The organism is Candidatus Marimicrobium litorale, assembly GCF_026262645.1.
In the GTDB taxonomy this organism is placed as follows: Bacteria; Pseudomonadota; Gammaproteobacteria; order Pseudomonadales; family Halieaceae; genus Marimicrobium; species Marimicrobium litorale.
Window position 1 is genome coordinate 247207 of record NZ_SHNO01000001.1, and the last position, 26546, is coordinate 273752.

The 26546-nt window shown below is 53.4% G+C and carries 22 protein-coding genes and 1 tRNA gene; 16 read left to right on the top strand and 7 right to left on the bottom strand.

What is annotated here, in order from left to right:
* Positions 1-51: 51 nt before the first annotated feature.
* Positions 52-1875, bottom strand: coding sequence for an amidohydrolase (locus tag EYC82_RS01150; RefSeq protein ID WP_279247718.1), 1824 nt, complete (start codon positions 1873-1875; stop codon positions 52-54).
* A 331-nt stretch (positions 1876-2206) separates the two neighbouring features.
* On the opposite strand from EYC82_RS01150, the gene EYC82_RS01155 reads away from it, so the two are divergent.
* Together EYC82_RS01155 and EYC82_RS01160 are read left to right on the top strand one after the other, a co-directional pair.
* Complete coding sequence (locus EYC82_RS01155) at positions 2207-3781, top strand: hypothetical protein (RefSeq protein WP_279247719.1); 1575 nt, start codon at positions 2207-2209, stop codon at positions 3779-3781.
* Positions 3778-6105, top strand: coding sequence for a fibronectin type III domain-containing protein (locus EYC82_RS01160; protein ID WP_279247720.1), 2328 nt, complete (start codon positions 3778-3780; stop codon positions 6103-6105). The genes EYC82_RS01155 and EYC82_RS01160 overlap by 4 nt, the downstream gene beginning before the upstream one ends.
* A gap of 244 nt (positions 6106-6349) precedes the next feature.
* Here EYC82_RS01160 and EYC82_RS01165 read toward each other — a convergent pair whose 3' ends face one another.
* On the bottom strand, positions 6350-9391 hold the full coding sequence (locus tag EYC82_RS01165) for a glycosyl hydrolase (protein ID WP_279247721.1): 3042 nt from the start codon (positions 9389-9391) through the stop codon (positions 6350-6352).
* 595 nt (positions 9392-9986) lie between these two features.
* On the opposite strand from EYC82_RS01165, the gene EYC82_RS01170 reads away from it, so the two are divergent.
* From EYC82_RS01170 to EYC82_RS01180, 3 genes are all read left to right on the top strand, one after another.
* A complete protein-coding gene (locus EYC82_RS01170) occupies positions 9987-10403 on the top strand; it encodes a hypothetical protein (RefSeq protein WP_279247722.1) in 417 nt (138 codons plus the stop codon).
* Between the two features lie 773 nt (positions 10404-11176).
* Positions 11177-11656, top strand: coding sequence for a hypothetical protein (locus tag EYC82_RS01175; RefSeq protein WP_279247723.1), 480 nt, complete (start codon positions 11177-11179; stop codon positions 11654-11656).
* Between the two features lie 553 nt (positions 11657-12209).
* Positions 12210-12878: a hypothetical protein gene (locus tag EYC82_RS01180; protein WP_279247724.1), complete on the top strand. Its 669-nt coding sequence runs from the start codon at positions 12210-12212 to the stop codon at positions 12876-12878.
* 694 nt (positions 12879-13572) lie between these two features.
* On the opposite strand, the gene EYC82_RS01185 is transcribed toward EYC82_RS01180, so the two are convergent.
* Together EYC82_RS01185 and EYC82_RS01190 are read right to left on the bottom strand one after the other, a co-directional pair.
* A complete protein-coding gene (locus EYC82_RS01185; RefSeq protein ID WP_279247725.1) occupies positions 13573-13977 on the bottom strand; it encodes a ubiquitin-like protein in 405 nt (134 codons plus the stop codon).
* 106 nt (positions 13978-14083) lie between these two features.
* Positions 14084-14308 carry a sigma factor-like helix-turn-helix DNA-binding protein gene (locus tag EYC82_RS01190; RefSeq protein WP_279247726.1) on the bottom strand — a complete coding sequence of 75 codons (225 nt, stop codon included), beginning with the start codon at positions 14306-14308 and terminating at the stop codon, positions 14084-14086.
* 191 nt (positions 14309-14499) lie between these two features.
* Here EYC82_RS01190 and EYC82_RS01195 point away from each other — a divergent pair, with 191 nt between their 5' ends.
* Both EYC82_RS01195 and EYC82_RS01200 read left to right on the top strand, forming a co-directional pair.
* On the top strand, positions 14500-15537 hold the full coding sequence (locus EYC82_RS01195; protein ID WP_279247727.1) for a hypothetical protein: 1038 nt from the start codon (positions 14500-14502) through the stop codon (positions 15535-15537).
* Positions 15538-15916: 379 nt separating this feature from the next.
* Positions 15917-17716 carry a leucine-rich repeat protein gene (locus EYC82_RS01200; RefSeq protein ID WP_279247728.1) on the top strand — a complete coding sequence of 600 codons (1800 nt, stop codon included), beginning with the start codon at positions 15917-15919 and terminating at the stop codon, positions 17714-17716.
* A gap of 296 nt (positions 17717-18012) precedes the next feature.
* Here the strand turns inward: EYC82_RS01200 and EYC82_RS01205 are convergent.
* A tRNA-Leu gene (locus EYC82_RS01205) sits at positions 18013-18099 on the bottom strand.
* A gap of 199 nt (positions 18100-18298) precedes the next feature.
* On the opposite strand from EYC82_RS01205, the gene EYC82_RS01210 reads away from it, so the two are divergent.
* From EYC82_RS01210 to EYC82_RS01240, 7 genes are read left to right on the top strand one after another with little or no spacing between them, the layout of a single operon-like run.
* Positions 18299-18556 (top strand): hypothetical protein, encoded by a 258-nt coding sequence (locus tag EYC82_RS01210; protein WP_279247729.1) that lies wholly within the window; start codon positions 18299-18301, stop codon positions 18554-18556.
* Between the two features lie 48 nt (positions 18557-18604).
* Positions 18605-19669, top strand: a complete 1065-nt coding sequence (queA, locus tag EYC82_RS01215) for a tRNA preQ1(34) S-adenosylmethionine ribosyltransferase-isomerase QueA (protein WP_279247730.1) — start codon at positions 18605-18607, stop codon at positions 19667-19669.
* A gap of 20 nt (positions 19670-19689) precedes the next feature.
* Positions 19690-20793, top strand: coding sequence for a tRNA guanosine(34) transglycosylase Tgt (gene tgt, locus EYC82_RS01220; protein ID WP_279250633.1), 1104 nt, complete (start codon positions 19690-19692; stop codon positions 20791-20793).
* On the top strand, positions 20793-21113 hold the full coding sequence (locus tag EYC82_RS01225; protein WP_279247731.1) for a YqfO family protein: 321 nt from the start codon (positions 20793-20795) through the stop codon (positions 21111-21113). The genes tgt and EYC82_RS01225 overlap by 1 nt, the downstream gene beginning before the upstream one ends.
* A gap of 2 nt (positions 21114-21115) precedes the next feature.
* Positions 21116-21727, top strand: a complete 612-nt coding sequence (locus EYC82_RS01230; protein WP_279247732.1) for an NUDIX hydrolase — start codon at positions 21116-21118, stop codon at positions 21725-21727.
* Positions 21724-22248 (top strand): gamma carbonic anhydrase family protein, encoded by a 525-nt coding sequence (locus EYC82_RS01235; protein ID WP_279247733.1) that lies wholly within the window; start codon positions 21724-21726, stop codon positions 22246-22248. Before EYC82_RS01230 ends, EYC82_RS01235 begins: the two co-directional genes overlap by 4 nt.
* On the top strand, positions 22245-22442 hold the full coding sequence (locus EYC82_RS01240; RefSeq protein WP_279247734.1) for a DUF1289 domain-containing protein: 198 nt from the start codon (positions 22245-22247) through the stop codon (positions 22440-22442). The genes EYC82_RS01235 and EYC82_RS01240 overlap by 4 nt, the downstream gene beginning before the upstream one ends.
* Here the strand turns inward: EYC82_RS01240 and EYC82_RS01245 are convergent, their stop codons facing one another.
* Both EYC82_RS01245 and EYC82_RS01250 read right to left on the bottom strand, forming a co-directional pair.
* The gene (locus tag EYC82_RS01245; protein ID WP_279247735.1) at positions 22443-23699 is read right to left on the bottom strand and encodes an HlyC/CorC family transporter; all 1257 of its coding nucleotides are present in this window, start codon (positions 23697-23699) and stop codon (positions 22443-22445) included.
* A gap of 88 nt (positions 23700-23787) precedes the next feature.
* Complete coding sequence (locus EYC82_RS01250; protein WP_279247736.1) at positions 23788-24591, bottom strand: cytochrome C assembly family protein; 804 nt, start codon at positions 24589-24591, stop codon at positions 23788-23790.
* A 117-nt stretch (positions 24592-24708) separates the two neighbouring features.
* On the opposite strand from EYC82_RS01250, the gene ffh reads away from it, so the two are divergent.
* Together ffh and rpsP are read left to right on the top strand one after the other, a co-directional pair.
* Entirely contained in the window at positions 24709-26082 is a 1374-nt protein-coding gene (gene ffh, locus EYC82_RS01255) for a signal recognition particle protein (RefSeq protein WP_279247737.1), read from the top strand.
* A gap of 198 nt (positions 26083-26280) precedes the next feature.
* Positions 26281-26529: a 30S ribosomal protein S16 gene (gene rpsP, locus EYC82_RS01260; protein WP_279247738.1), complete on the top strand. Its 249-nt coding sequence runs from the start codon at positions 26281-26283 to the stop codon at positions 26527-26529.
* Positions 26530-26546 lie beyond the last annotated feature (17 nt).

Genomic DNA, 26546 nt, shown 5'->3' on the forward strand with positions numbered 1-26546 from the left:
ACGCCCACTTTTTTCTGTTTACTCGAACTTTGTATGGTCTCTCATGCCATATCACCAGCCCATAGGCCCCTCCGGTAGTTCCTGCACGGCACTGTCATCGCCAATTAATAGTTCTTCCAGGCCAAAATGGGAATCGTGAAAGATTTTCCCGTTCATCATCGTCAGGAGCACATTAGTCTCATGGATATCTTCTACATCCACTTCGAAGATATTCTGGTCGACGACAATCAGGTCAGCGAACTTGCCAACTTCCAGCGATCCCACGCTGCCTTCCCATCCGATCATGTAAGCGCCGTTGATCGTGTAGCTGCGGACCGCTTCTTCTACGGTCCAGCCTTCCCCTGCTGGCGGCAAGGGCTTGTTATAGGGCGGTTGATCGGGGCTTACGCCGGCCCATTCGAGAAAGGAGCGCGGGAAAGACCTGGTAACCGCAGTTTCGATATTCGCAAAAGCGTTGATGGCAGCTGGCGACAACCCACCAACTGGCCAATCGCTTCCCGAGGCGACGGGTACGCCGTCCTCGATCAGTTGATGAAAGCGATAGAGCTGCTCGTAGCGCTCTGGGCCCAGCCTGATCAAGTTGGCGTTGTTAGGCGTAAACCACAGCGGTGTGGTCTGCACCACCGCGCCCAGCTCCGCAAACCTTGGCAGGTCCTGATCGTCGACGAGTTGCACGTGTGTCAGGTTGAATCGGGTATCTAATCCTTTTTGCCGAATTTTTTCGAGACTATTCAGTGCGGCTCTAACGCCATGATCGCCAATAACATGAACCTGTATTCCGTAGCCGCCCTTGGCAGCTCCCAGCGCCAATTCATCCATTGCTTCCTGAGTGCCAAAGGTTAATCCACCCATTTCGTCTGGTTTGTCGTGGTAAGGGTGAAGGAGTGCTGCCTTGTGCGTTTCCATAACGCCGTCGCCGACGATCTTGAGGTGGTTCACTCGGAGTTGGGGTGAGTTGTAGCGCTTGCTGTAATTATTCAGGCTAGTCAGCGGGTCAGGGTCATAGGGCGCCATTACCGAGCCAGAAATACGGGTTGGCAGGGTCCCCTGTTCTTCGAAGGTGTGCATGACCTCGTATCCTGTTTCCATTCCCATGGGTGCACCCGAGTCAAACAATGTGGTAAAGCCCAATTCGCTAAAAGATTCCAAAATTGGCAGCATGCTTGCTGTGAGCGCTTCTTGTGAAAGCACGCCATTTGCGACCGCGATGGGCATATGCGCCGGGCCGCCGCGGATATAGCCAGAGGGCTGACCCACATCGTCCCGATCGTAGGAGCCAGCCGGCATTGGGTCAGGCGTGTCTGCGTTTATTCCCGCGTTTTTGAAGGCCTTGGTATTTGCCCATGCTGCATGCAAATCATTGCTTAGCAGCACTACTGGCCTGCCATCGGGAACGGCCTCGTCCAGCAGCTTGGTTGTGGCTCGTTGTTCGGCACCCGCCATGTTGGGAAAGTTGTGTCCCTGGCCGAAAATAACCGGCTTATCGGGGTTTTCGCTTGCGTATTGTCTCACTTCGTCGGCGATTTCCTCCGGTGTGGCATTCGCGGAAAAAGCCATGCCGGAGAGCAGTACCGCACCAAGGATTGAGTGGGAGTGTGACTCGATAAACCCTGGCAGCACCAACCTGCCTTCGACGTCAATGAGGGTGGTCTCAGTGCCGGTGTAGGCCTTTGCCCCGTTCTCACTGCCGACAAATACGATCTTGCCATTCTTTGCCGCAAGGGCCTCCGCCCAGGGTTGCTTGTCCGACAACGTGTATATGCGGGCGTTAGTGATCACATAATCAGCGGGTTCAACCGCTTGAACGCTATGTGCGATTACCAGGCTTGCTGCCGCGTAAAGCAACCAGGATCTGAAACTCAAAACCACTTTCATAAAGTACTCTCCGTTTTTGTAGCCAGTTGTTGTTGAATAATAGAGCGTCTAAAGCGCAGTAACTACCGGCAGTAGCAGGTTACAAGTTTCGTTTATGCGATACATTTCCTGTGGTAAACACCCCACGATACGCGACCGTCGCCAGAATGAGATCGCTTCGCGACCATATGAGCGTACCGTCAGCTTTTTTTACATATTAAGTATTATTACTCGCGATATAAACGCAGGTCCCTGATTCAAATCGAGTTTTTGCTTGTGGCATGAAACCTGCAATCTCCTTACAGGCCACTATTTGCAGGTGCACACGATTCAACATATTACGGAGAAAAATATGCCTCTCGGGCGCATTGTCAGTCACGTGTTACTTCTTTTTGTATTACTTTTTTCGATAGAGGTGCGTGCAAATTCGTCCGACTCCCAAGTAGCAGCCGAGTCGCAGGGTATTGCGGTAGCTATTTCGAACTGGACATCCTTCACCATAAATACACAGTTCAACGAGGGAAACTTTGGCGATGGAATCGTCGGGCCTGGCTTTCCGCTGACCATTTTGCCCTATCAAAATACAGGCACAGGAGTTTACTTGCGTGGCGGACCAGCGAGCGCCTATTACGTGGCAATGGAGTATGAGATTGCCAGCGGCGCAGAGATTCTACCGTCCTTCGGTATCCAATTTGCCGCCGACACTCAGTGGGACGTGAAAGCCGCCGCAAGCGACGTATTGCATGCTGTAAAAAAGAAAGTGACCAGCAACGCGAAGAAGAGTCTCAAAAAGACAGCCACGGAGTCAGGCGAAGATGCCCTTGAAGCGGCGGGTGCAGCGGATGGTATGACCGAGGTCTACGCAGCATTGAAAGTTATGGAAGATATTGCAAAATTGTTTAAAGCGCTCGATCCAAGCTATCAGATGACGTTTGTATGGTATCCCACGCTCTCAGAGGCAGGCAGTGAAATTCCATTCTATGAAAACGCCTGCATTTCCAGAAACGAGAACACGCCCGCTCCCGCGAACGTTGCCATACTTGGCCCCGATGAACCTCCCTCGGCCGAGAACAAGGATGAATTTTTTATTCTGTCTGCAGGCAGTGTAAATGCGAATCTTCCCGGGTTCGTCGATATGAGTATTAGCCCCATGTGTGATTATGTCTGCGCCGCATGGAATGCGACAGGTGAGTATCTCAATGAATATGCTCAATCCGATTGTACGTCAGCAACGTCTGGATCAACGGCACTGACGAACTATGATTCATTCGATAACCAGAATAACTGTCTCGTTGATCCCGCCGAAGGGTCAGAGGGGGTCCCCTGGGTAACGCCACCCACTGCCACGTATCAGCGGCTAGTGCCGCCTAACAACTGCTCAACACCGCTCAACGTCGGTTATCTGTCAGCAGCAGAAGGCGTTTGCGGAGCGTGCGTTGAAGTTGAATCTGGAGCCCCTGCAGGGAGCTGGAGCACATCTTGCAATCTCGATAGTTTTAGCGGCACAACACTGTGCGCTGATTGTGCCAACGATGACAGTGCAGATCGTGTGAACTACAGCTGCGCGAGTTGTAGCAATGAGGTCTGGAATAATGTGGACGGTACCTTGACGTGCGATACAGCGCCGCCGCCTGGCAGTTGGCTCGATAGCTGTGACTCCGATTGGAGCTATAATGGAACGGCCCAAACGCTTTGCGCAACGTGTGAAACCTCCGGGGGAGGCGGCTCAACCTATTCCTGCCAGACCTGCTCAAGTAACACATGGACAAACAGTGATGGCTCGCTCGTTTGTTCTGCCTCTGCGGCGTCTGCGAGCGATTCAGCGCCAGTATCTCCCTTTCTTTCTGTGTCACCGCCACTTTATGCGCAACTCTTCGCTGCGCCGCCCCCAAACCTCAGCATGCCTTTCGCGGGAGCAAGCCGATGAAGTTTATATTTTCTGTCGCTCAGGCGATGTTGGCGCTCGCAATTACTGTATTCATATCTGCGCCTCCTGCACGGGCAGTAACCCTCGATTCCTCAGGCACCAATGACGAGTACGTTGGCGTGGCGAACTATGCGTTCAGCTATACATCCGTTCCTTATGCACTTGAGGGGAGCTGCTACATTGCAAATGAGGAAAACAATAGCTCATGGGTGCCCATTCCCGGCACGTGCGACACCAGCACCACGAGCAGTTGCTGGGCCGATACGTGCACGAACTGCGCCAATTCAGACGACGTATTCGCCGATGCCTATATTTCAATGACGTCCATGCGGAAAGGGCTGCTGCAGTACTATGCGGACAATCACAAGGATGAAACCCAAGGCTATTGCAACTTCTCGATTGGTCCATGGAATTTTTCTGTTAACTTTGGCTACCGTGACACGGGTGTAGATTTTACTCTGTCACTTTACGCAGAAGGAGATTCACAAAATATTGTCAACAATTCGGACGGTTGGATAACGTCAGGCACTTGCCCCCCGGCCAACCCTTCCGCGCCTGCCGGTGTCATTCCACAGCAGTTCGATGCGAATACTGACCCGGCTTCGCAATACAACCTGATTTGCAACGAAGATTTTCTTATAAGTCTGGCGGCAGATCCGGATACTTCGAATGCCGCGATGATCTCAGTGGTCAACAATGTGAACGGATTAGCGACGGGGGCACAAGAGTTGTCTAACGAGACTACCGTAACAGTTAATCAAGCGTCGGCGCAGGGATCAAGCGAGGTGGGGCTGCGTCAGTTGGACGGTCGAAGTTCTGATTTCGAATCGGAAAGCTTGTCGAGCGAAACCACATTGCGCAGATTCAGTAACCGGACCGACACCGCGGGTCGCTGGCTTATCACTTCAGATGGCGATGGCCAGGAGTTTCGCGGTGTGCTGGTCTCTGGTTCTGAGCCATCCGAGACCGAACGGGTCGCCTGTCAACTAATTGGGCATGACGGCAATCCCGAGATAATCAAAAGGAACTATGAATACCAGTGTGACCTATCTTCCCTCGACGGAGTCTCTACGCGCAGTGACGTCATTTCCATGCCTGCGACCGTGCTTCGGGTGCGCAACAGAGCGGGTGGTTTGCCTGAGTTCCGGCGTACAGATGCCGACGTCGTATCCCATGCGAATGTGGCGATAAAAGCGTTTGCGAGAGGTGCCCGAGTTGGCGCTGCAGATGCCACGAAAAACCTCGTCTGGCACGGACAGACTGGGCAGAGTCGGGTTGTTATGGTGAAGGATGATTTAAGTGGCGACATCGAAATCGTCACACACTCTCCCAAAGCCTTAAGTCCTATCTTTATGTCCTGTGCAGCTGAGCCACAGGTTGATGCACTCAATCCTGAATACCTCTGCAAAGCAAACCTGAGGTGTACCGGCTCACCCTGTCCGGACGCTAGCTGGAGCGCGAGATCGAAGCTTACACTTCCGACCGCATTGTTCAAAAATAGGCCGTGTCAACCCGATAGCGGCGTGCCGGCTCAAGACCCAGTGCTCAAGTTAAGCGACTCTGTTGCCAGGGGGCGCAGCGGCCAACTGATATTTCAGGCGGGTATGGTATTGCCCGCAGGTAGCGCGATTCGGCCTGACCAGAATGGTTTTCGTTTACTGGTTGAGGACGCTGAAGGCCACACTGTCGTAGACTTTGATGTGCCCGGGAACACGCCAGATCAACCGCAACAGGGCTCATGGAGAGTGACTCAGGATTTAACTAAATTCACCTACAATTCCAGTGACGATGGTGGTCCTGGAATTACCATTGAGCAGAAAGAAGGTGGTAGCAACAGTTGGCTCGTAGCTGCCACTGGTAGCACAGACCGCCTGGACGATGGCGACCTCAAACCCCCTCTTGCGGCTAGCTTTACCCTCAATCCATCCGACGAGAATAGCGCGTTATGTGCTACCACTTACGGCGGAATAAAAGAACCTGCGGTAACCACTCGGTCAATTAGCCGCGACACAGTCTTGTTACAGTGGACACAGCCCGAGATGGAAGGTCATACGTTCGCCGGATACACGGTAACGTGGGGTTTGGAGGGATCAAGTATCCCTGCTGGTACTATGTTCATTTCAGACATTAACACCTTCTCCACCGTAATCACCGATTTGGATTGCGGCGCAAATTGTTCATTTAGAGTGAGCGCAGACAGTATTAGTCTCAGTGCACTGGCGCCACCGGCATCACGGATTCCTGCCGTCGGGGTTCAGGGATTGATTATTTTGATCCTGCTGATGCTTGGCATCGGTGCGGCGGGAATCAGAAGGTTTTCTTGACCAAACGCTAAAATAACAGTGTCAGCAAATTTTACTTGCGCATCTAGCGTACCCCAGATTCCTGTTTTTTCGCTCGAGGTGGTGTCTGACTATCGTTTTTAAAAATCATCCATGCATTGGTTATCACTATTCTTGCCCTAGAGGTATTTTATGCGTCTTTGCAAGTCTGAGTTTCGACCAAGCGGGGTCAAAATGAAAATACGCTTAAGCATATTCTGTATTTCTGTATTTCTGTATTTCTGTATCAGTGAGCTGTCGGTGCGCTCTCTATAATCTGCGCTGGTCCAACTAATCCTGCCGATACTCTCGCGCTGGTGCCAACGATGTCCGGAGCGTTCCAGCCGGGTTCGCTATTTTCAATTGCGGACACCAGGCGATTTTTTCGTGGCGGTGTGAGCTTCACCTCAAGCCGATTGTGTCCGGCCTTCAACGCTGCAGTGAGATTGACCGAGTACGGGGGCACCAAGGCGGCCCCCACTTGCGTGCCGTTCAGAGATACCGTCGCCGCTCCAAAAAGCTGATTTAGCTTGAGCTCGAAGTCATGGCCTTGTTCTCGTCGTGCTTCGATATCCGCTGGCGCGGTGAAGGTTGTAGAGTAGATGCCGGGGCCTCCGCTGTTGCGCAGTTCAGGAATGAGTAGCCAATCACCCGGCAGTGCACCCGCAGTCTGAATGTCTGCTCCTGCTACCTGCAGAGACCAGTTCTCAAGCGGGATCGTCTGCACTGCTTCAAAACTGTGTGGCTCAAAATCGATCGATTGTGTGGTGTCCATCCAGAGGAAGATAGAGCCGTAGGCAGGTATTTCAATCGAGACTTCTCCGTTATTGTCTGTTTTTATCGGAGTGACCTTTGCCTCCCACGCATCCAGCCACACGGCCTGACTGTATTGAGGGCCTAGCTGCAGCGTGAGCGTTGTGGCTTGCGCGGTTGGGTTGCTAAAGAATTGGATGAGTCCACCGTCGGTCAAGCGACGACGCACTGACTTTATTTGAGGGTGTTGAAACAGTGTGCGCTCAGAAATGAAACTGATATTGGCGGGAAGGTCATTGAAAACATGCTGGACGCGCGCGTCTCCTTCATCGCTATTGAGAAGACCGTGTTGGCGATGCGGTGCTATACCGCTAATGCGCACCGGCAGGCCCGCTTTTTTCAGTGTTGCGATGTGCTCAGCAACGCTCGGCGATACAGCATCGATATCGTGTAGCATAAGGTTCCCCGCGCGCAAACCGCCTGCGTGGATTTCGCCGTTGTCAAAAGTAGCGGTGCTGAGCGCGTGTTCGTTTACCCACTCCCAGCTCAGGCCCTGTTGCTCCAGGCTGCGAGTTTCACGCCATATAGATCGCATGCGTTTGGTGCCACGTCCCGGCGCAGGGTCCGCGGTGTCTGTTGTCAGTGCTTCCTCGCCTTCGAAGCGGCCCTGGTCGAAGGGTTCCGCAGGGTTACTGTAGCCCTGTGGAAAACCGAGACCGGGATAAAGTACTAACACGTCGGTATCGGGTTCCCCCTTGCGCAGCAAATACTGGCATCGGGCGATGTAGCGATTAATCTGTTCTGCGTGTTCCCAGTATGACCAGTTTTCACTGTAGTCCGTGGACAGTAGTCCTAGCTGCCAGGGGTACCAGCCATCCACTACTGGGTAGCCGCGGGCAGCGGACCCCTCTATGCGATAGGCCGTGCCGTGATAGATTAACTGGTTAACGCCAGCGGAAAATGCTTTATCTGCTAGTGCCTTTATTTTGACTGGCGTGGTCATAAACGCACGGCCTAAAAAAATAAATGACTCGGCCGAGACCAATGGTTTTTTAGCGATATGTGCGCCCGATGACACTGCTTTCATAAACATTTCTGAACCACCGGCATACAGTTGCTCGGTTTCTGGAATATCAGATTCGCCAGCGGCGCGTATAATGTCACTGGGGCCGCCATAAGCTTGTAGACGATGGGCGAGGCCACGCTGCGCACCCCAGTCTTTGAGTGTCTGAAAATAGCGTTCGCGGAAAAGGTCGGAGATGACCTTGTCCCAATCCTCGAGAAAGCGAGTGCCCTGATCGCCAAGAGCATACTCTGGTGCAGTGCGAATATTGACGGCATGGAATAACATCTGATCCTTACCCGGCTCCAATAGTGCGGCTAACCAGGGGCGCGGGTCATAGCCAGCACGGTTCTCGAATTCATCTAACTGTCCTCGAGCCCAATGGCGTTCCTGACGGAATTCGAGGCTATCATTGAAAAACGCGCGCAGCGGGTTGCCAAAATACGGACTTAGTCCGGTGGCTTCCCGGAACAGATAGTCCTGATTTGCACGCATTCGACGAGCGTCGAGATGGTCGACCACATAACCCGGCTTTGGATGCGCATAGCCGCCGGCGATGAGTTCCCCCCCGGGTAATTGCCACAATGTGGTTATTGCCCATTCACCGGGAGGCACATCCCACACTAGCCGATTATCGCTGACGGCGTCAGTGATCACGCGTAGTGATTCTGGCGCTAACGTGACCTGATCGAGAAAATCCCAAGGCTGCCAACTGCGCTCATTATTGGTGACGCGGCCTGCAACTACCGCGACCAATTTGCGCGCATCAGGAACAAACGTCTGCATTGGTATGTCGCCCAGCATCCCGAGCGCACCCGCGCCAAAGGTTGCTGCCGGCATAGCGGGAGCGGACAATTCAAACTCGACCCGGGAGGGCCCATGCACTATTCGCTCGCTATGTAACAGTTGTCTGAGTCCGTCCTCTAGTGCCACCTGTGGGCCGCCCGTGGGCCAGCCGGAGCCGTTGTTCAGATCCACGCCCATACCGAGCTCGCGCGCCTCCATCATGACTGACGCTAGGTGTTCATAAAACTCAGGTGAGTCCCATCCAGCCTGTTGCCAGCGCACAGAGTCGCGGTCCGTCTCTGAAACCGAAATAGCGAAGGGCTGAATTTCAACGCCCGCGATTCCGACTCCTGCGAATAGACGCATCTCGCGTTGCAATTCGTCAGTGGTCACCAGATTGCCTGGCCACCACCAGCGTGTCCATGGTCCAAAGCGTAGGGGAGGGCGAATAAATTGTGCGATATCCAGCGGCGCATATTGATGTTGACGCGCCGCGATTTCCCAAGGTGCTGCAACCGGAGAAACAGGTTCTGTAGAGTTTATCCAAGACGTGAGTGGCGTTTCAGGATCTTCGACAGGCAGCGTTTTGATATAGTGAACGCTATAGAAGAACCCCCCGGTGGCTACCAGTAAGAGCAGTACAAAGAGTGCGAGCAAGGCTTGCAATGTCCGCCAAAACCATTTCATACAGCACCCTGCAGACGTTTTTTTGACAGAACGTAGGATGTTCCCGTGAACCTAAACTGGCGGAAGGACGCAGATGAGTGCATTTCCTTGTCTGTGATTTCGTGCTCTGGGGAATGTCTTTGCAAATCGATCTCTTGTCGAATGGGGCGTCGCGCTAACATTAGGTAAAAAGAACGAAACTATCAATCTGTAATGGACCCCGTGGCCGCTCCTGTGAAATCGCAGACCCTCGCTAAAGTCTAGCTCGATGTTCGCTTTTAGGCGAAAGCGGACATCCTCGAATCACCTTTTTCCGTTCCGCCAGTCATAAGGATTGATCGGACTCGGATCAGCTCAAAGCCACAATTTTACGGCCTTCGCTTCATTTTCCGCAGACGCATACCGCTCTTGCTGCTCTGGTGACTGCTTTCTGGCATAGCACCGATAGTACCAATACCACCAAGCCATACTTGCGAACAACTGAGCAAGATGGTGGCGTAGTTGATCCGCATTTCCATGCCACGCCAGATGGGTTTGCCCCAGACGCTTCTAGTTCATCTCGCGTAAATCATTTAAGGTAGTTCCAGCGTTGCCAACACTACAGGAGATCGACAAAATGAAACTAGTAATATTTTTGAGTGCGCTGATAAGCTTGGGTTCTATGAGTAAAGTGTCGGCGGACGAATTTCCAAATATGGTTGGAACGTGGGAGGGAACCTCTGAGGCTTTGATTTTCGGCAACGCCTTGTACTATAAAGATAATCCGAGTGAGGGAATAACAAGACAGAGTAGCGCCCACTTTGTCATAAACCTGACGCATCAGGAGGGTCGCCTCTTCTGGGGGACTATGACTTCGAGCAGTATTACAGAGCAGTGGATAGGAGCTTTTTGGAATGACGGAGCATCGTTCAAAGCGGTTGATTCCGATGGCCAGGTCGTTGGCCGGATGATAGATAAAAATACGATGGAGGTAATTTACACGCAATTCGGCAGCACTCTAATTACGAGTCACGTTGTTTTCTCAAAGAAGTAGCGAGGATTCGAGTGGGCCAAGCAAAATAAGAAGCTAATATGAATAGAAATTATCGCAAAATGAAAGCGATATGCTGGGAATCGGTGTTACATAGGCCGGTCTCTGTACTCAGCTGTTATACACATATTCAAAAGATCAGAAATATACGAGTAATGTTAGCAATATGCGTTTGATAATTTTAGGAGCCTTAGCGCTACTCTGTCTGTTTGCAGTCCTTTCTTTCACGAAAAGTGGAGAAGTTTTAGAGGTGATGACGGGTGATGTCCAAAAGTGCGAGGTTCTGGGAGGAAGCGCCGTAGCGAAACTATCCCATGCCACAATTAAATCTGAAAATGGCACCTACGTTATTTCCAGTCTCAGAGACTGCAACCCCGGGGCAGAAGTGAATATCTTTATCAAACGCGGGGCACTATTTTTCAACACAATATATGCTTCAGAAAATGCATATTAAGTGTACTAACGAGCGCCCTCGACCGGACGCTCCAACGCGCGCCGTAATTTTGGGCGTCAGTCAGGCCAAGTGTAGTTCATGGAGGGAAAGTTCGAGAGTGACTTTATCGGCGGTGCGATAGATTGACGTCATCAGCAATCCTTGTCCGTGGCGTTAACAGAAGGATAGACAGGCTTCCGTCCTCTTTCACCTGAAAGCGGCCATCGCGAGTTTGGTCTCCCGAATTGGGCTTAGGTTTATAAATGCTACTAACGTAGACCAAAAGAATGTATTCCCGTAAGCTGCCGGACCGGAAACGGACGATTAGCTGGATATGAAAAAAATGCCTAAAATTCTTGTTCTTTTATCACTTATGATTTCTATCGTAGGATTTAGCGTTCAAGGAAACGCCCAGCCAGAAACCTCTGAGGGCTGCGATATACTCAATGGCGTCGATCTACCTGCTCGCAATCCGACAGGTGGGATACTCGGCGCCTCGCGAGCATATTTTGCTGGCGATACTATTTTGGCAACAGTTAGTTCACCCACTGAAAATGGCCCACCGACCAGTATAGAGCTGCGTGTAGATGGGAATGTCGTAGATTCAGATAGCTTCCCTGGCTCAGTTACTTATGTATTCCCCAGTGATGGTAACTTTGACGTAGATATGGACCTTGATGACGGTCAGGCTACGTGGACACTGACGTGTGGCCAGCCTCCTCAGGCGGTACCAACAATGCCCATTACTGGTCTTGTTCTGACCATCCTCGGCGTGTTGCTAGTGGCTAGCCGCCGTTTACAGGTATCCATCAAACGCAAGTAGTCCATATAGCACTCTTTGGTATTGCATGGCCCGCTGTAGAGGCGGCTTTCTTATGTCCGCTGTTCGGCGAAAGCGGATATTAATAGCCCATAAAAGGCCTGGAGGCTGGAACGTCCGCTTTCACCTCCCATTCGGAACGATCACGCCGGACTGGTAAAACGCGGCGCGGGATATGGTTGTTTGCAGAATGCAGCCCGTGAACTTGGACGGTTCGATAATATCGGAAAGGCGCACAACGGCCATAATTCAATACCTCAGTGTTTTGGATTAGCTCGCAAACACCACAGGTATCGGGAGGTGCGTCACGGGCGCAACAAAGAAAGGCGACCCCACAGGGATCAGTGGTTATCTACGCACAGAAACCGGCTCAAAATAGGATTCTGAGTGTTTGCTTTCCTACTCAATAGCGGTCATAGCGAGGCCTGCAGCGGGAACTCCCGGATTCGCCTACTTTCTGCCGTTTGGTTTACAATGAGATAAGGGGCCGCAGATGACTCAATGCGGAAGTCAAAAATGGCCTATGTGATTGAAGCATATCCGGTGAAGTGACCCATTGATATTTAACGATAAGTTCATTTTTGTTCATATTGGGAAAACAGGAGGGATGAGCTGTTCTCGTTATTTGCTCGAGAATCTTGACCGCCCTGTTTACAATTGCCACAAGGCAGCAAGAGACCAACTTAGAGCGCCAAAGTTGCGACATGCCATCCCTATGGAAGGGATAGGCAGGCACTGCACTTTGATTGAGGCAATGGATTTCATCCACAGATTCAATGGGAAGCGGCTGATTGATTTTGAGCGAGTAGTCTTGGTAATACGCCACCCCTATTCGCTAGAGTATTCATATTTCAGGCATATGCAAAAGCCTAAGATCCTGGACAAGAACAGAAGCCACCCTTTTTTCGCAAAATTGGCAACTTTGGACTTCAAAACCTTTATTGCCAAGTCGAACTATCACAGAAGAGATCACCCGCAAGAGAAGTTCTTTTTAGTTAATAACCAGATTCCGGATATCGTGCAGTTAGTTCGATTTGAGGATCTGTCCACCATGTTTCCGCGTGCAGTGGCGCCATTTACTTTACAGGGCCAAGAGCTGCCATTTCCAACCGCCAATCGGACAGAGTACACCTCAAGTATCGAAGAGCACCTGACAGAAGAAGTAAAAGAGCTAATTTACCAAAAGCACAAATACATGTTTGATTCCGGCTTCTACCTTAGGTAAATCCACTGACACAGTGAACGCTTCTGGCGCAGAACGACCCTCCAATTCGGCAAATTCTGCCCCTGTCTAATGACCGTTATGAGGTGAGGCTGTATGAAAACCAGCCCCTGCAACTATGGTCGTAAGACCGGCGCAGTTGGGTGCTACCAGAGTCGCTCAGCGACGATGGCCTGTGTGAACAACGCCATGAATCGACATAGTTCGATGAATTCTCGGCATACTTGGCGTTTCGCCTTACCGTTACCCTTCTGAAAGCCACGATGGTTATGCAACACCGGGAAAACATTCAAAGTTAACCCCCGTAATGGCCATTTCCTCGCAACTAAGACTCATGGGTATGTGACGGATACCTATGACGGCAGCGTTTACACCGACACCCCTTTGCTACAAATCGGCAAATGCGTCAAGATTTAGACAGCTAAGACCGCGCCGACTTAATATCGAATAGCCCCGGCCCTTCAGGTAGCTCATCGAGTACGCTCGGGCCAAGTCCTTTTAGCCTCCAGTGCCACCTTTAGCATTATCCAATGCCCTCTTCTCTCATCGAGGTTATTGTTATTAATGAACCCAATGGCCATAAAACACCCATTAGTGTCGTGTCTTCACCGTCTTAAACGATAATTGGCCCTGCCAGCGTTTTCCATAAACAGCGTAATCCGTCACATTCCCTAAATAAGGCTATACCCAGAGACGGTTAACTGCGTTCCGACTTCGGCAGCAGCCTACGATGAACCAACAGCGCGATCGGGAAGGACATGATCAAAGTCAGTAGTGCTAACAGAGGTAATGCGGGAACAGGCGCTACCGGGCCCGATATCAGGCTCAAGCGAAGCGTCGCCTCTTTCTGGATGTTGTAATCTGCAAGCGTGCGTGCATCTTCAAGCACTTTACCCGTAAAGACTAAAATTTGCTGGTCGAGCGCAATGCCCTCCTTGTCCTGAATCTTGGATTTGACGCTTTCGATGGAATCTGAACCCTCCACCTCAAGGGTGATGGTTTTGCCCGTTAGGGTCTTGACGAAAATCTGTATCGCCATTGCGTCGATCGGCATTAATAGTGCCGAACACACCAGCGCGGCCATAGTAATTTTTGATTTCATCTTTCCGACTCACTGAAATCTCAGACCTGAAGAACCAAACCATACCGTAGTAACCTAAACGCATAAAGCTATTCAAGTTTAAGCAGGATACAGGCTACGTTTGCTACTAATCTAATACAAACAACCGACAGCAGACATCATAGAAGCCGCGGACCTCGGTGCCAGCAGAATCCAGCGTGGTGGCCGTCAGGCCTTTAGCCTCTAGCGCCGCCCGCACCTTCGCCAGGGCCGTCTGCTCGATCTGCCTAACACGCTCCCTGCTAATCCCCAATTCCTTGCCCACTTCCGAAAGCGCATGGCAGTACCCACTTGATGTAAGAATGTTGCTCATATCATCGTCCCAGTGCGCTGCGCATGTTTGATCTTGCTGGCGGCATTTGCATAAATTTGCATAGACACGCGGAGAAATGAGGCAATTCGGCCCTGACCTGGCTGGGCTGTACTATACTTACGCTCTGCTCTTTGAAAATAATCCTGTGGAGCGCACCCTTCGCACCGCAGGTCCACGGAGAAGGAGTCAACATGTGCCAACGCGCCCACAAAGCTCTGCTAATAGTTTTCCTGGCTATTCTGGCAACAGGTTGCAAGATCTCATTAATGGTGAGTTCAGGGGGTGATGTGACGTCTCTCTCGGGAACCAACGACTGCGCAGGGGCCAGCCTCTGTGAATATGAAGTCAACGACATGAGTTTTGCTGAAACCTTCACTGCGGTGCCTAGAGAAGGATATGTGTTTTCAAAGTGGCAGGGGGGTGACGATTACCTTTGTCCGAATTCTCCAAACCCGATATGCACCGTCGAGAATGGTTTGTTAGCAGCGCTCCCAGATGGACCGCGAGAAATTGTAGACGCTATTATTGCATCGGGGAGGTTTTACTACCTACAGCCTTTATTCACCTTTGTTGGCATCGATACCGATGGAGACGGGATTCCGAACCATATTGATACCGATGATGACAATGACGGCGTGCTGGATCCTGATGACGACTGTCCTCTGCAAGGGCCAAATCTTGATGGCTCTGGATGTCCGGGCCCCAGGAAAACGGTATTCGTGACGAGCGAACGCTATAGCGGTAATCTCGGCGGTCTCACCGGTGCCGATCAAAAGTGTAACGCTCTCGCAGCGGCAGCCAGTTTATCTGGTACCTATAAAGCCTGGCTTTCGACTCCCGTGGCGTCGCCAGACTCACGATTCGTTAAGAGTGCGGTCCCGTATGTCACCGTTAACGATAGAGTTGTGGCGGATGATTGGCTTGATCTCATAGGAAACTCTGTGTACATCACGACGTCAGAGACAGGCGGGAGCATTGATATATTTTCCCGTGCATGGACGGGAACGAAGCCATCAGGGGAACCGGAGAAAGACACCGGCAATTTCTGCGCCGGACTTGGGGGGGCATGGAGCAGTAGCAATGTCTTTGATCAAGCAGCATGGGGTGTTCCTTGGGGCGGAGCCGTTTTCGCAACGGCATGGACATTATGTGACAATGTCGATCTCGGGTGTGTCCCCCAGGCGGCACCCTGCTCGTATTTGGGCCATTTGTATTGCTTCGAGCAATAACGACAACGCCAACCGGGGCGTCACTGTGCGGGTGGCCGTCTGCCCGTGGCCCCTGTGAGTGCTTTCTGTTCGACCAGCACCTGCGTCCCGGGCAAGCCAGCACGGGTGTGGTGGTAGCCCAGAAACGTGAAGCCCCAGCCTATCTTGCCCATCCAGGTTTTGCCGTAGGGGGAAACGCTGAGAAAGGATAATGGTACCAGAGGCCGGACTCATTTATAGAATAAAAGCTTTATAAAACAATAAGTTAAAATAAAAATAAATCTTTATGTAACTTTTCTGTAACTGTGGCAGGGGAGGGCATATCCGGGCAATATACAAGCAATCGAACAACCCTCACCCTTCTGCTACGGTGTGCATCTCGTTAAATGGAGTTAACCGAATGAAATACATCCTCGCTGCTCTAGCCCTGACATTCAGTATGCAGTCCAAACAGGATACCCTCTTGCCAGTTGATCGGTCGACACTTGGAAATGCAATGAGGCATCTCAATACACTGACAATGACACGCCGCCTTTTGGCCTCGTTGGCTTTCTTTATTTCTGTACTGTTATCGGCTCAGGCTTTGGCATTTGATGCATGCGCTCAATCTCTAAACTTTGTCTGCATCGGTAGCTTCAGTTATACCGCCAAAAGTAGAACGGAAGTCGAAGTAACGGGCCGAGCAGTGGGCATCTCTGACACTGAACCATTCATATTTTTGACGATTCCTGCCACAGCTTCGGATGGCACTACCGCCTACAGCGTTACGTCCATTGGAGATTTTGCTTTCTACGGCAACAACCTCACTGGCGTGGTTTTCGGAGATACCGGTGACGGAAACATCGAGAACAACGTTACGACCATTGGGAACTTTGCTTTCGGCAACAACGCCTACCTCACGAGCGTGGTTATTCCAGACAGTGTTACAAGAATTGGTGATCATGCTTTTCAAAGCGCGGGAGACGGCCTCACCAGCGTGACTATTGGGAGCAGCGTTTCAACCATTGGGGATTATGCTTTTTATGGCAACCGTCTCACCAGTGTAATTATTCCCGACAGCGTTACGAGCATTGGGGGTTTTGCGTTCGCGGGCAACAATCTCAGCCCCGTAAGTTGTGTCAACGACAGCGCCGTCGATAGTGATGGAGCGCCTGATAGCGAGGATAACTGTCCCTTCGAAACGAACAACGGCGGCATCCTCAACGGCTTGACCATTGGAAAGAGCGTTACGAGTATTGGGGGTTTTGCTTTCAGCAACAACGCCATCGAAAGCGTGACTATTCCAGACAGCGTTAGGAAAATCGGGATGTATGCTTTCGGCGAGAACGCCCTCACCAGCGTGACCATTGGGAGCAGCGTGACCAGAATTGGAGATAGTGCGTTCTACCAGAACGACCTCACCAGCGTGGCCATTCCAAACAGCGTTACGACTATTGGAGGCAACGCTTTCAGCGACAACGCCCTCGAAAGCGTGAGCATTCCAAACAGCGTTACGACCATTGGAAGCGGGGCTTTTAGCAACAACGCCCTCGGAAGTGTGAGTATTCCAAACAGCGTTACGACCATTGGAGGCCAGGCTTTCAGGAACAACGCCCTCGAAAGCGTGACCATTCCAAACAGCGTTACGACCATTGGTTGGAGTGCTTTCGCAAGCAACAACCTCATCAGCGTGACCATCCCGAGCAGCGTTACGACCATTCAGCCCTATGCTTTCTACGGCAACGCCCTGGTCAGTGCGGCCTTTAATGGTGCCTTTAGTAACTTTGACACCTCTGAGCTGTTCGATGCAAATCCAAACCTAGCAACGATCACCTACTGTGAAGGCAAAGGGGGTTGGCCGCGGGACTTTTTCAATGGCTCAACGATTATCACGGCAACGCCGATAAGTTGTCCCATTGACAGCGATACCGATGGTGATGGAGTGCCTGATAGCGAGGATAACTGTCCTTCTGTGGCTAACGCCGACCAGCTCGATACCGATGGCGATTTGCAAGGAAATGCTTGCAGCATAGATGACGACGGCGACAATTGGAGCGATGTTGATGACAATTGTCCCTTGGTTGCCAATCCTCAACAGGATGATGCTGATGGTGATGGTGTAGGCGACTCATGTGATAACTGCCTCATCACGTCCAACACTGATCAGCTCGATACCGATGGGAATGGTGTCGGTGATTTGTGTGATGCGATCGGCTGCTAGACTGCTCGTCTGCGATGGGCTTGGAGTCCCCGGAGACACATTCAAATATAACCCCCGTAATGGGCATTTCCTCGCAACGGCTACTCACGGGTATGTGACGGATTGGAACGGCAGCGCTTCCACCGACACCCCTCAGGTAAAAATCGGCCTGTGGCCCCGGTGAGTGACTCCTGTTCGACCAGCACCTGCGTCCCGGGTAAGCCAGCGCGGGTATGGTGGTAGCCCAGAAACGTGAAGCCCCAGCCTATCTTGCCCATTCAGGTTTTGCAGTAGGGGGAAATGCTGAGAAAGGATAATGGTACCGGAGGCCGGACTTGAACCGGCACGCTATCGCTAGCATCGGATTTTGAATCCGACGTGTCTACCAATTCCACCACTCCGGCACAGAGGGAAGGGCTACTAACCCGAACGTCGACGGACGCGAGTGTATAGCAAGCGACCCTTGAAGTTCAATATGCATTGCACTCTGTTCGCTTAACCTGTGTGCACTTTCCCTGTACACTGCGCGCCGGTTGCACTAGACCCTACTGTTTGTTGTCCTCTGTTGAGGCCATCCATCTGAGTACCTATGGAGAAAAGAGCATGAAATTGATCAAGAACACGGATGAGTACACAATTTACCAACGTCGCGATGGCCGCTATGCCGTTAAAAATGCTGATAGAGGCGCCGTTAATGGCGATGAAAAGGTCCGTATCCTGCTCGAAGAAGAGTTAATCAAAGCGGCGGCGCCCGCCGAGCCTGCTGCCGAGGTGGTCGAGGACGCGCCCGCTGAGGATGCGTCAGCAGATGCAGCAGCGGAAGACGAGGCTGCTCCCGCCGACAAGAGCGCAGACGAGTAGCACCGTCTTGCGAACAGACAAGCCGGCTCTGTGCCGGCTTTTTTGTCCATGAAAACAAGCGATTTTCATTTTGAGTTGCCCCCGGAACTCATCGCCCAGCACCCCCTTGAGGAGCGCAGTGCGAGCCGGTTGTTGGTGTTGGCGGGGTCTGGCGGCACGGTGCACCATAGTCGCTTTTCCCATCTGCCAGAACTGCTCGCTCCGAATGACCTACTCGTGTTCAACAACACGCGTGTCATTCCTGCTCGCCTGTGGGGCCGAAAGCCGACGGGCGGCAAGCTTGAATTATTGATCGAACGGGTAACGGGGTCGCACACAGCGTCAGCGCATATTCGTTGCAGCCGCTCGCCCGCGCCGGGTAGCCGTATTCTTCTTTCCGCCGGACCAGATGATGCTCCTGGGCACTATGAACTTGAGGTTGCCGGCAGGGACGGTGCTTTGTTCGAAGTGCGCTCACCGCACTCGGTGCCGCTGGCAGAGATTCTCAAGTCTATTGGCCACATGCCGCTGCCGCCTTATATTGAGCGCGACGACGAGCAGTCTGATCGAGAGCGTTACCAGACGGTCTATGCCCGACGCGAGGGCGCTGTAGCGGCGCCGACGGCGGGCCTGCACTTCACTGAGTCCCTGCTGGCGGAGCTTCGAGACAAGGGCGTAAGGCAGGCAGAGGTGACGTTGCACGTGGGTGCAGGCACCTTTCAGCCGGTGCGGGTTGACGACCTGAAAGACCATGTAATGCATCGGGAGTATCTCGAGGTTGACGAGTCGGTGTGTGAGGCGGTGCGGGAAGCCCGTGCCGCCGGTGGACGCGTGGTGGCAGTGGGGACGACGGCGGTGCGTTCTCTGGAGGCCGCAAGCCGTGACACCGGGGAACTCCGGCCATACCGCGGAGAAACGGATATCTTTATTTACCCGGGATACCGCTTTCACTGTGTCGATGCCATGATCACGAATTTCCATCTGCCCGAATCCACTTTGCTGATGCTGGTAAGCGCTTTCGTGGGTCAAGAGACTATAATGGTGGCCTATGGCGAGGCGATGGCACAGGGTTATCGTTTTTTCAGTTACGGGGACGCGATGTTCATAACAGCGGATCCGGCAGCGAGAGAATAGTCATGAGCCACGATGGTACTATGCGATTCGAGCAGCTGGGCTCCGACGGAGAGGCCCGCCGCGGCCGCCTCGTCTTTCCCCGAGGCACCGTGGAGACGCCTGCGTTCATGCCGGTAGGGACCTACGGTACCGTCAAGGGCATGATGCCTCGCGATGTGGCTGCCACTGGCGCAGAAATTGTGCTGGGCAACACCTTCCACCTCTGGTTGCGTCCGGGCACGGAGGTGATTGAGTCGCACGGGGATTTGCACGACTTTATGGGTTGGCAGGGGCCTATTCTCACAGATTCCGGTGGATTTCAGGTCTTCAGTCTGGGGGACATGCGCAAACTATCGGAAGAGGGCGCGGCGTTTCAGTCCCCGGTCGATGGCGACAAGGTTTTTCTCGATCCGGAAACGTCGATGGCAATCCAGCGCAAGCTGGGGTCCGACATCGTCATGATCTTCGATGAATGTACGCCATACCCCGCTACGCAAGAAGAGGCACGACTTTCTATGGAACTCTCTCTGCGCTGGGCGCTGCGCAGCAGGGCAGCGCACGGTGACAGCCCCGCCGCCCTGTTCGGGATTGTGCAGGGCGGCATGTACCCCGACCTGCGTCAGGCGTCGCTGGCAGGCCTGGTGAATATCGGTTTCGATGGTTATGCGATTGGGGGCCTCTCGGTTGGTGAGCCTAAGGATGAGATGATCAAGGTGCTGGATGCTATTGCGCCGCAGATGCCCGCTGATAAACCGCGTTACCTGATGGGTGTCGGTACGCCGGCAGATTTATTAGAGGGCGTGCGCCGGGGCGTCGATATGTTTGACTGTGTCATGCCCACGCGCAACGCGCGCAATGGCAATATATTTACCTCGCGCGGCGTGCTCAAGTTGCGCAACGCACGACACAAAACCAGCACTTTGCCACTGGACGAGTCCTGCGACTGTTACACCTGCGCCAACTTCAGTCGTGCCTACCTGCACCATCTCGACAAGTGCAATGAAATACTCGGATCCCAGCTTAACACCCTGCATAACCTGCATTTTTATCAGCGGCATATGCAGGGTATTCGCGAGGCGATCGAGGCCCGTAATCTGGATGATTTCGCGGCGGCATTCTATGCAGCACAGGCAAGGGGCGTGTAATGTATAAACTGTGTTTTTATGTGCCCGAATCACATCTTGAGGCGGTGAAGCAGCCGATGTTTGCGGCGGGCGGAGGTCGCATAGGCGACTATGACAGCTGCTGCTGGCAGGTAGAGGGCACCGGACAGTTTCGGCCCTTGAGCGGCAGCGCCCCTTTTCACGGCCAGCAGGGCGTTGTTGAGCGCGTGGCGGAATATCGGGTAGAAATGGTCTGCGAAGACCACTGCGTCAAGGCGGTAGTGGCAGCCCTGCGGGAGGCCCACCCTTACGAGGAGCCCGCTTGGGATGCGGTGTTATTGGTTACGGAGTTTTCTGGCTGACGATGGAACACACGCTTTTTAACTACTTGCGCGAAACACTATTGCCTCTGGAGGATGTATGGCCCGGTACTATCGGCAGCGCAGCGCATCCCCAGGCCGGTGTGCTGGTCGGCCTCACCGATGAGGCGGAACCCCGTGTGGTGCTGGGGCGGCGTGCTGCGCATCTGTCACTGCATCCGGGAGAAATAGCGTTCCCCGGGGGTAAGCGCGAGTTAGAGGATGCATCGCCCTGGCAGACCGCCGCGCGGGAAGCCGGAGAGGAGGTCGGCTTGACTCCCAGCATCTCCTCGGCACTGGGCAGGCTGGAGCCTTTGCTCACCCGCACCGGCTTCGAAGTCTATCCCTGCGTCGCGGTAATTCCCGCCGACCCTCAGCTGCGGGTGGACCCCGGAGAGTTCGACAGCGTCTTTCTGAGTCGTCTTGATACGTTTGCCGACAAAACGCTTTATCGGCTGGAAGTAATGTCTGACGGCGCACGGCAGCGCAAGGTGCCCCACTATCAAGTGGGAGACGACAACATTTGGGGAGTGACGGCAGCAGTACTGGCGCTGCTGGTCAATGTCGCCTACGATGCGGATCTTGATTTACAACGGGATTGGACACAAACACCATGATCTACCAGCTCGAAGACAAACGACCGACCCTGTTGGGCAAGGGCCACTTTATCGCGCCCGGAGCTGTCGTCATTGGCGATGTGGTGCTGCACGAGAACGCCAGCGTGTGGTTCGGTTGTGTGTTGCGTGGCGACGCGGATCGTATTGAGGTCGGCGCGGGCAGTAATATTCAGGATGGCACGGTAATGCATGCGGACCCCGGCTTTCCCATGACAGTGGGTGAGCGTGTCACTATCGGGCACAAGGCCATGTTACATGGGTGCACGATTGGCGACCGCACACTGGTGGGCATTGGCGCCATCGTGCTGAACGGTGCAAAGATCGGCAAAGGGTGTTTGATCGGTGCCAATGCACTGGTAACGGAGGGTATGGAAGTGCCTGATGGTTCGCTGGTGCTCGGTTCGCCCGGGAAGATCAAGTCGCAGCTCACATCAGAGCAACAGGAGGGTCTGCTGCTCAACGCCGATCATTACGTTAGCAATGCCCATCGATTCAGCGAGCACCTGAGGGAGTATTCATGAGCGCTGCCGACCTCGAGCCCAAATCACCCTGCATCAGCGTCTGCGTGCTGGACGAGAAAGATATCTGCATGGGCTGTTATCGATCGGCTGAGGAAATCACCGATTGGTTTCTGTGCAGTGATGAAAAAAAGACCGAGGTCCTGCGCCTGGCGCGCGAACGGCGCGACGCAGATACATCCATCAAATTATTCTAGTCAGTCGGGCCGTTGAGCCCGCACTGACCGCACCACATTGCCTTCCAGCGCGAGAATTTCCAGACGGTAGCCGTCTATGCTCAACGCCGCTAGGGCGTCAGGAAATGACTCCAGATGCTCAAGGATCAAGCCCGACAGTGTGCGTGGTCCGTTGGTGGGTAGTGACCAGTGAAGCGACTTGTTGATCTCGCGAATATGCTCGGTGCCGTCGATAACGTAGCTGCCGTCTCTCTGTAAAAAGATACTCTGCGTTCGCTCTGCAAAGTTTGATGTGAACTCCCCGACGATCTCCTCAAGAATGTCCTCAAGTGCCGCCAGCCCGAGCACTTCTCCGTACTCATCGACCACCACACTAAGGGGCATTTTTTTCTGCTGAAAGTTCAATAGTTGAGTGTGCAGCGGTGTACTTTCTGGCACGAAGTAGGGGGTTTCCATTTCTCTCTGCAGTGCGCCCCGGTCCAGCCCTGTATCTTTGAGTATTCGGCTGGCGGCGCGCATATGCAGTACGCCCTGAATATTATTTATATCGTCTCGCCAGACAGGCAGCCTCGTATGAGCGCTGGTGCGGATGCGGTTGAGAATCTCGTCGTCGCTGTTATCCAGATCAATGCCATACACCTCGTTGCGTGGCACCATGATGTCGTCCACGGTGATTTGCTCAAGGTCGAGGATATTAAGCAGTAGCTCCCGGTGCCGCTGCGGTATTAACGCTCCTGCATCGGTGACGATGGTGCGCAGTTCATCTGACGAGACATGCTCGTCAGCAATCCTGTCAGTCTGAAAGCCGAGAATCCGAATCAGTCCGTTGGTGACATAATTCACCAGCGCCACTACCGGGTACATAATCTTCATGAGAGGCAGCAATATCATGCTGGAGGGGAAGGCAATCTTTTCCGGGTACAAGGCCGCAACGGTCTTGGGCGTGACCTCAGAAAATACGAGAATGACGAGAGTCAGTATGATGCCCGCGGCGTAAATGCCCGAGTCACCCCAAAGACGGATGGCGATAACCGTAGCGATCACCGAGGCGAACACGTTGACCAGGTTATTGCCGATAAGAATAAGGCCGATAAGCCTATCCGGTCGCTCCAGCAATTTACCCGCCCGCAGCGAGCCCCTGTGATTCTGTTTCTGCAGGTGCTTCAACCGGTAACGGTTGAGTGCCATCATGCCGGTCTCTGAACTGGAAAAAAAACCCGAAAGAAGTATCAGAGCGGCGAGAATAGAGAAGAGTAAACCCAGCGGTGCCTCGTTCAATGCTGGTTTGATCCTCGAGTAAGATAAGGCGGCCTATCTTGAAGAAAAAGCAAAGGCGGGGCAAGCCCCCTTATTTCGTCAGCAGTATTCAGGCTTTTTGCAGTATGAGTTCCAGTACCAGCTTGGAACCAAAAAATGCCAGCATGAGCAGGGCGAAGCCCGCGAGGGTCAGTCTGACTGCGGTTTTGCTGCGCCAGCCCAAGCGATAGTGACCCCAGAGCAGAGTCGCGAAAAGGAGCCAGGCGGCGATGGTCAAAACCGTTTTGTGCACCAGGCTTTGAGCAAAGATATCATCGATAAAAAGCGCCCCGGAGACAATGGCGATAGACAGTAGGCCCAATCCGATCCAGAGCAGTTCAAATAGCATGGCTTCCATAGATTGCAGCGGAGGCAAAATTTGGATGATGCCGCGGGTATGACGGTGTTTGAGCTGGTGGTCCTGTAACGCCAGTACGGCGGCTTGCAGGGTGGCCAGTGTGAGCACTGAGTAGGCCAGTATGGAGCTGCTGATATGCAGGACCATGCCGCCATTAAGTGGGCTGACAGCGGACGAGGTCGCCGGTGCAAAGGTGGAGACATTGACCGCCAGAGCAGACAGGGGAAACAGTACGATAAGCAGGTTTTGCATGGGCCTGCGTGTGAGTGACGCAACACAAGCCAGATTGATAACCAAAAATATGAGGGCCGTCACCCTGAAGAAGCTGAAGTCAGCACCCGTGCTACGAAACACGATTTCCCAGACAACAAGGCCATGGGTAACCAGGGCCGCCAGCCCCAGCGCGCCGACACTGCGGTTGATTTTTTGGTTGTGCTGGGAGAGTTGCAACAACTGTAAACCGGTCGCTGCCAGATAAAGCAGGGCGCACAGGGGAGCAAGTAGAGTGGCTGGCATCAGTTTGGGGCTTCGGTCCGGGTCAAGTATACTGCGTTACTTGTACCGGCTTGTTCGGCGAGAAGCAATAGCGGACCCCCCCTTGTGACGCCGACATCCACAGATTAGAGGCATACCATGTTTGAGAGTTTGAGCGACAGGCTGTCTGGCAGTCTGCGCAGCATTACCGGCAAAGCACGCCTGACCGAAGAAAATATTAGCGACACCTTGCGCGAAGTGCGTATGGCACTGCTTGAGGCGGATGTGGCATTGCCGGTGGTCAAGGATTTCGTGAGCTCGGTCAAGCAGCGAGCGGTGGGTCAGGAGGTGATGAGTAGCCTGAGCCCGGGCCAGGCCTTTATCAAGATCGTTCAGTCAGAGCTCGAGGCGATCATGGGTTCCTCCAATGAGCAACTGAATCTCGCCACGAACCCGCCGGCAGTTATCATGATGGCGGGTTTGCAGGGGGCGGGTAAAACGACCACCGTGGCCAAGCTGGCCCGGCTGCTCAAGGAGCGCGACAAGAAAAAGGTTACCGTCGTCAGCGCTGACGTATACCGGCCGGCAGCGATTAAACAGCTGGAGACGCTGGCCTCGGAAGTGGGTGTAGATTTTTTCCCCTCGGCGGTTGATCAGGCCCCGGAGGCTATTGTGAACGCCGCGCTGTCTCACGCTAAAATTCAGTTTAGCGATGTGCTGATTGTCGATACGGCGGGCCGCCTTGCTATCGACGAGGAAATGATGGGAGAGATCGCGAGACTGCATGCTGCGGTCAAGCCGGTCGAAACGCTGTTCGTGGTGGACGCCATGACGGGTCAGGATGCCGCCAATACAGCCAAGGCCTTTGACGAAACGCTACCTCTAACCGGCATCGTATTGACCAAGGTGGATGCAGACACTCGCGGGGGTGCGGCGTTGTCCGTGCGGTCTATTACGGGCAAACCCATTAAGTTCCTTGGTGTTGGCGAGAAGACGGCTGCGCTGGATCCCTTTCACCCGGACCGAATGGCCTCCCGTATTCTCGGTATGGGGGATGTACTCTCGCTGATCGAAGAGGTCGAGCAAAAGGTCGACAAGAAAAAAGCGGCCAAACTGGCACGCAAGGTCAAGAAGGGCAAGAAATTTGACCTGGAGGACTTCCGCGACCAGTTGCAGCAGATGAACAATATGGGCGGTATTACCGGCATGCTGGATAAGTTGCCAGGAATGGGCAAGATGAGCCAGATGGCAGAGCAGAATCTGGATATGAAAATGTTTGCGCGGATGGAGGCCATGATCGGCTCCATGACCCCCAGAGAGCGCCGCAACCCGGAGCTGATCCAGGGGAGCCGCAAACGCCGCATTACCCGGGGTTCCGGCACGGAGGTACAGGATCTCAACCGCCTGCTGAAGCAGCACAAGCAGATGCAGAAAATGATGAAAAAAATGAAGGGCGGCGGGATGGAGAAGATGATGCGCGGCCTCGGTGGCATGATGCCACCGGGCGGACCGGGGGCCATGCCGCCGCGTTAGGGCCGCCTCCTGTCAGCGTTCCCCGCTCATGTGACGCCATAAGTCGTGGATTTACCTCAAAAGAGTGCACTTCGGGCTTTAACATGCCGTCTGTTTTCCGTATGATACGCCACCTTTCCGGCCTAGTGCTGGTGGTTTGTCGTGGGTGTGACTGCAGGAACGATCCTGGTGCCCACATTTTTCAGGAAAACACGCATTATGGTAACTATTCGTCTTTCTCGAAGTGGCGCCAAAAAGCGCCCCTTTTACCACGTGACGGTCACTGACAGTCGCAATTCGCGGGATGGTCGCTTCATCGAGCGCGTCGGCTTCTTTAACCCGGTAGCCCGGGGTCAGGAAGAGCGTCTGCGTATCGACACCGATCGTGTCGAGTACTGGCAGGGCCAGGGCGCGCAGGTCTCGGAACGTGTGGCCAAATTGTTGAAGGATGCTGCTGCAGCGGCCTGAGGTTATGCCGGCTGATC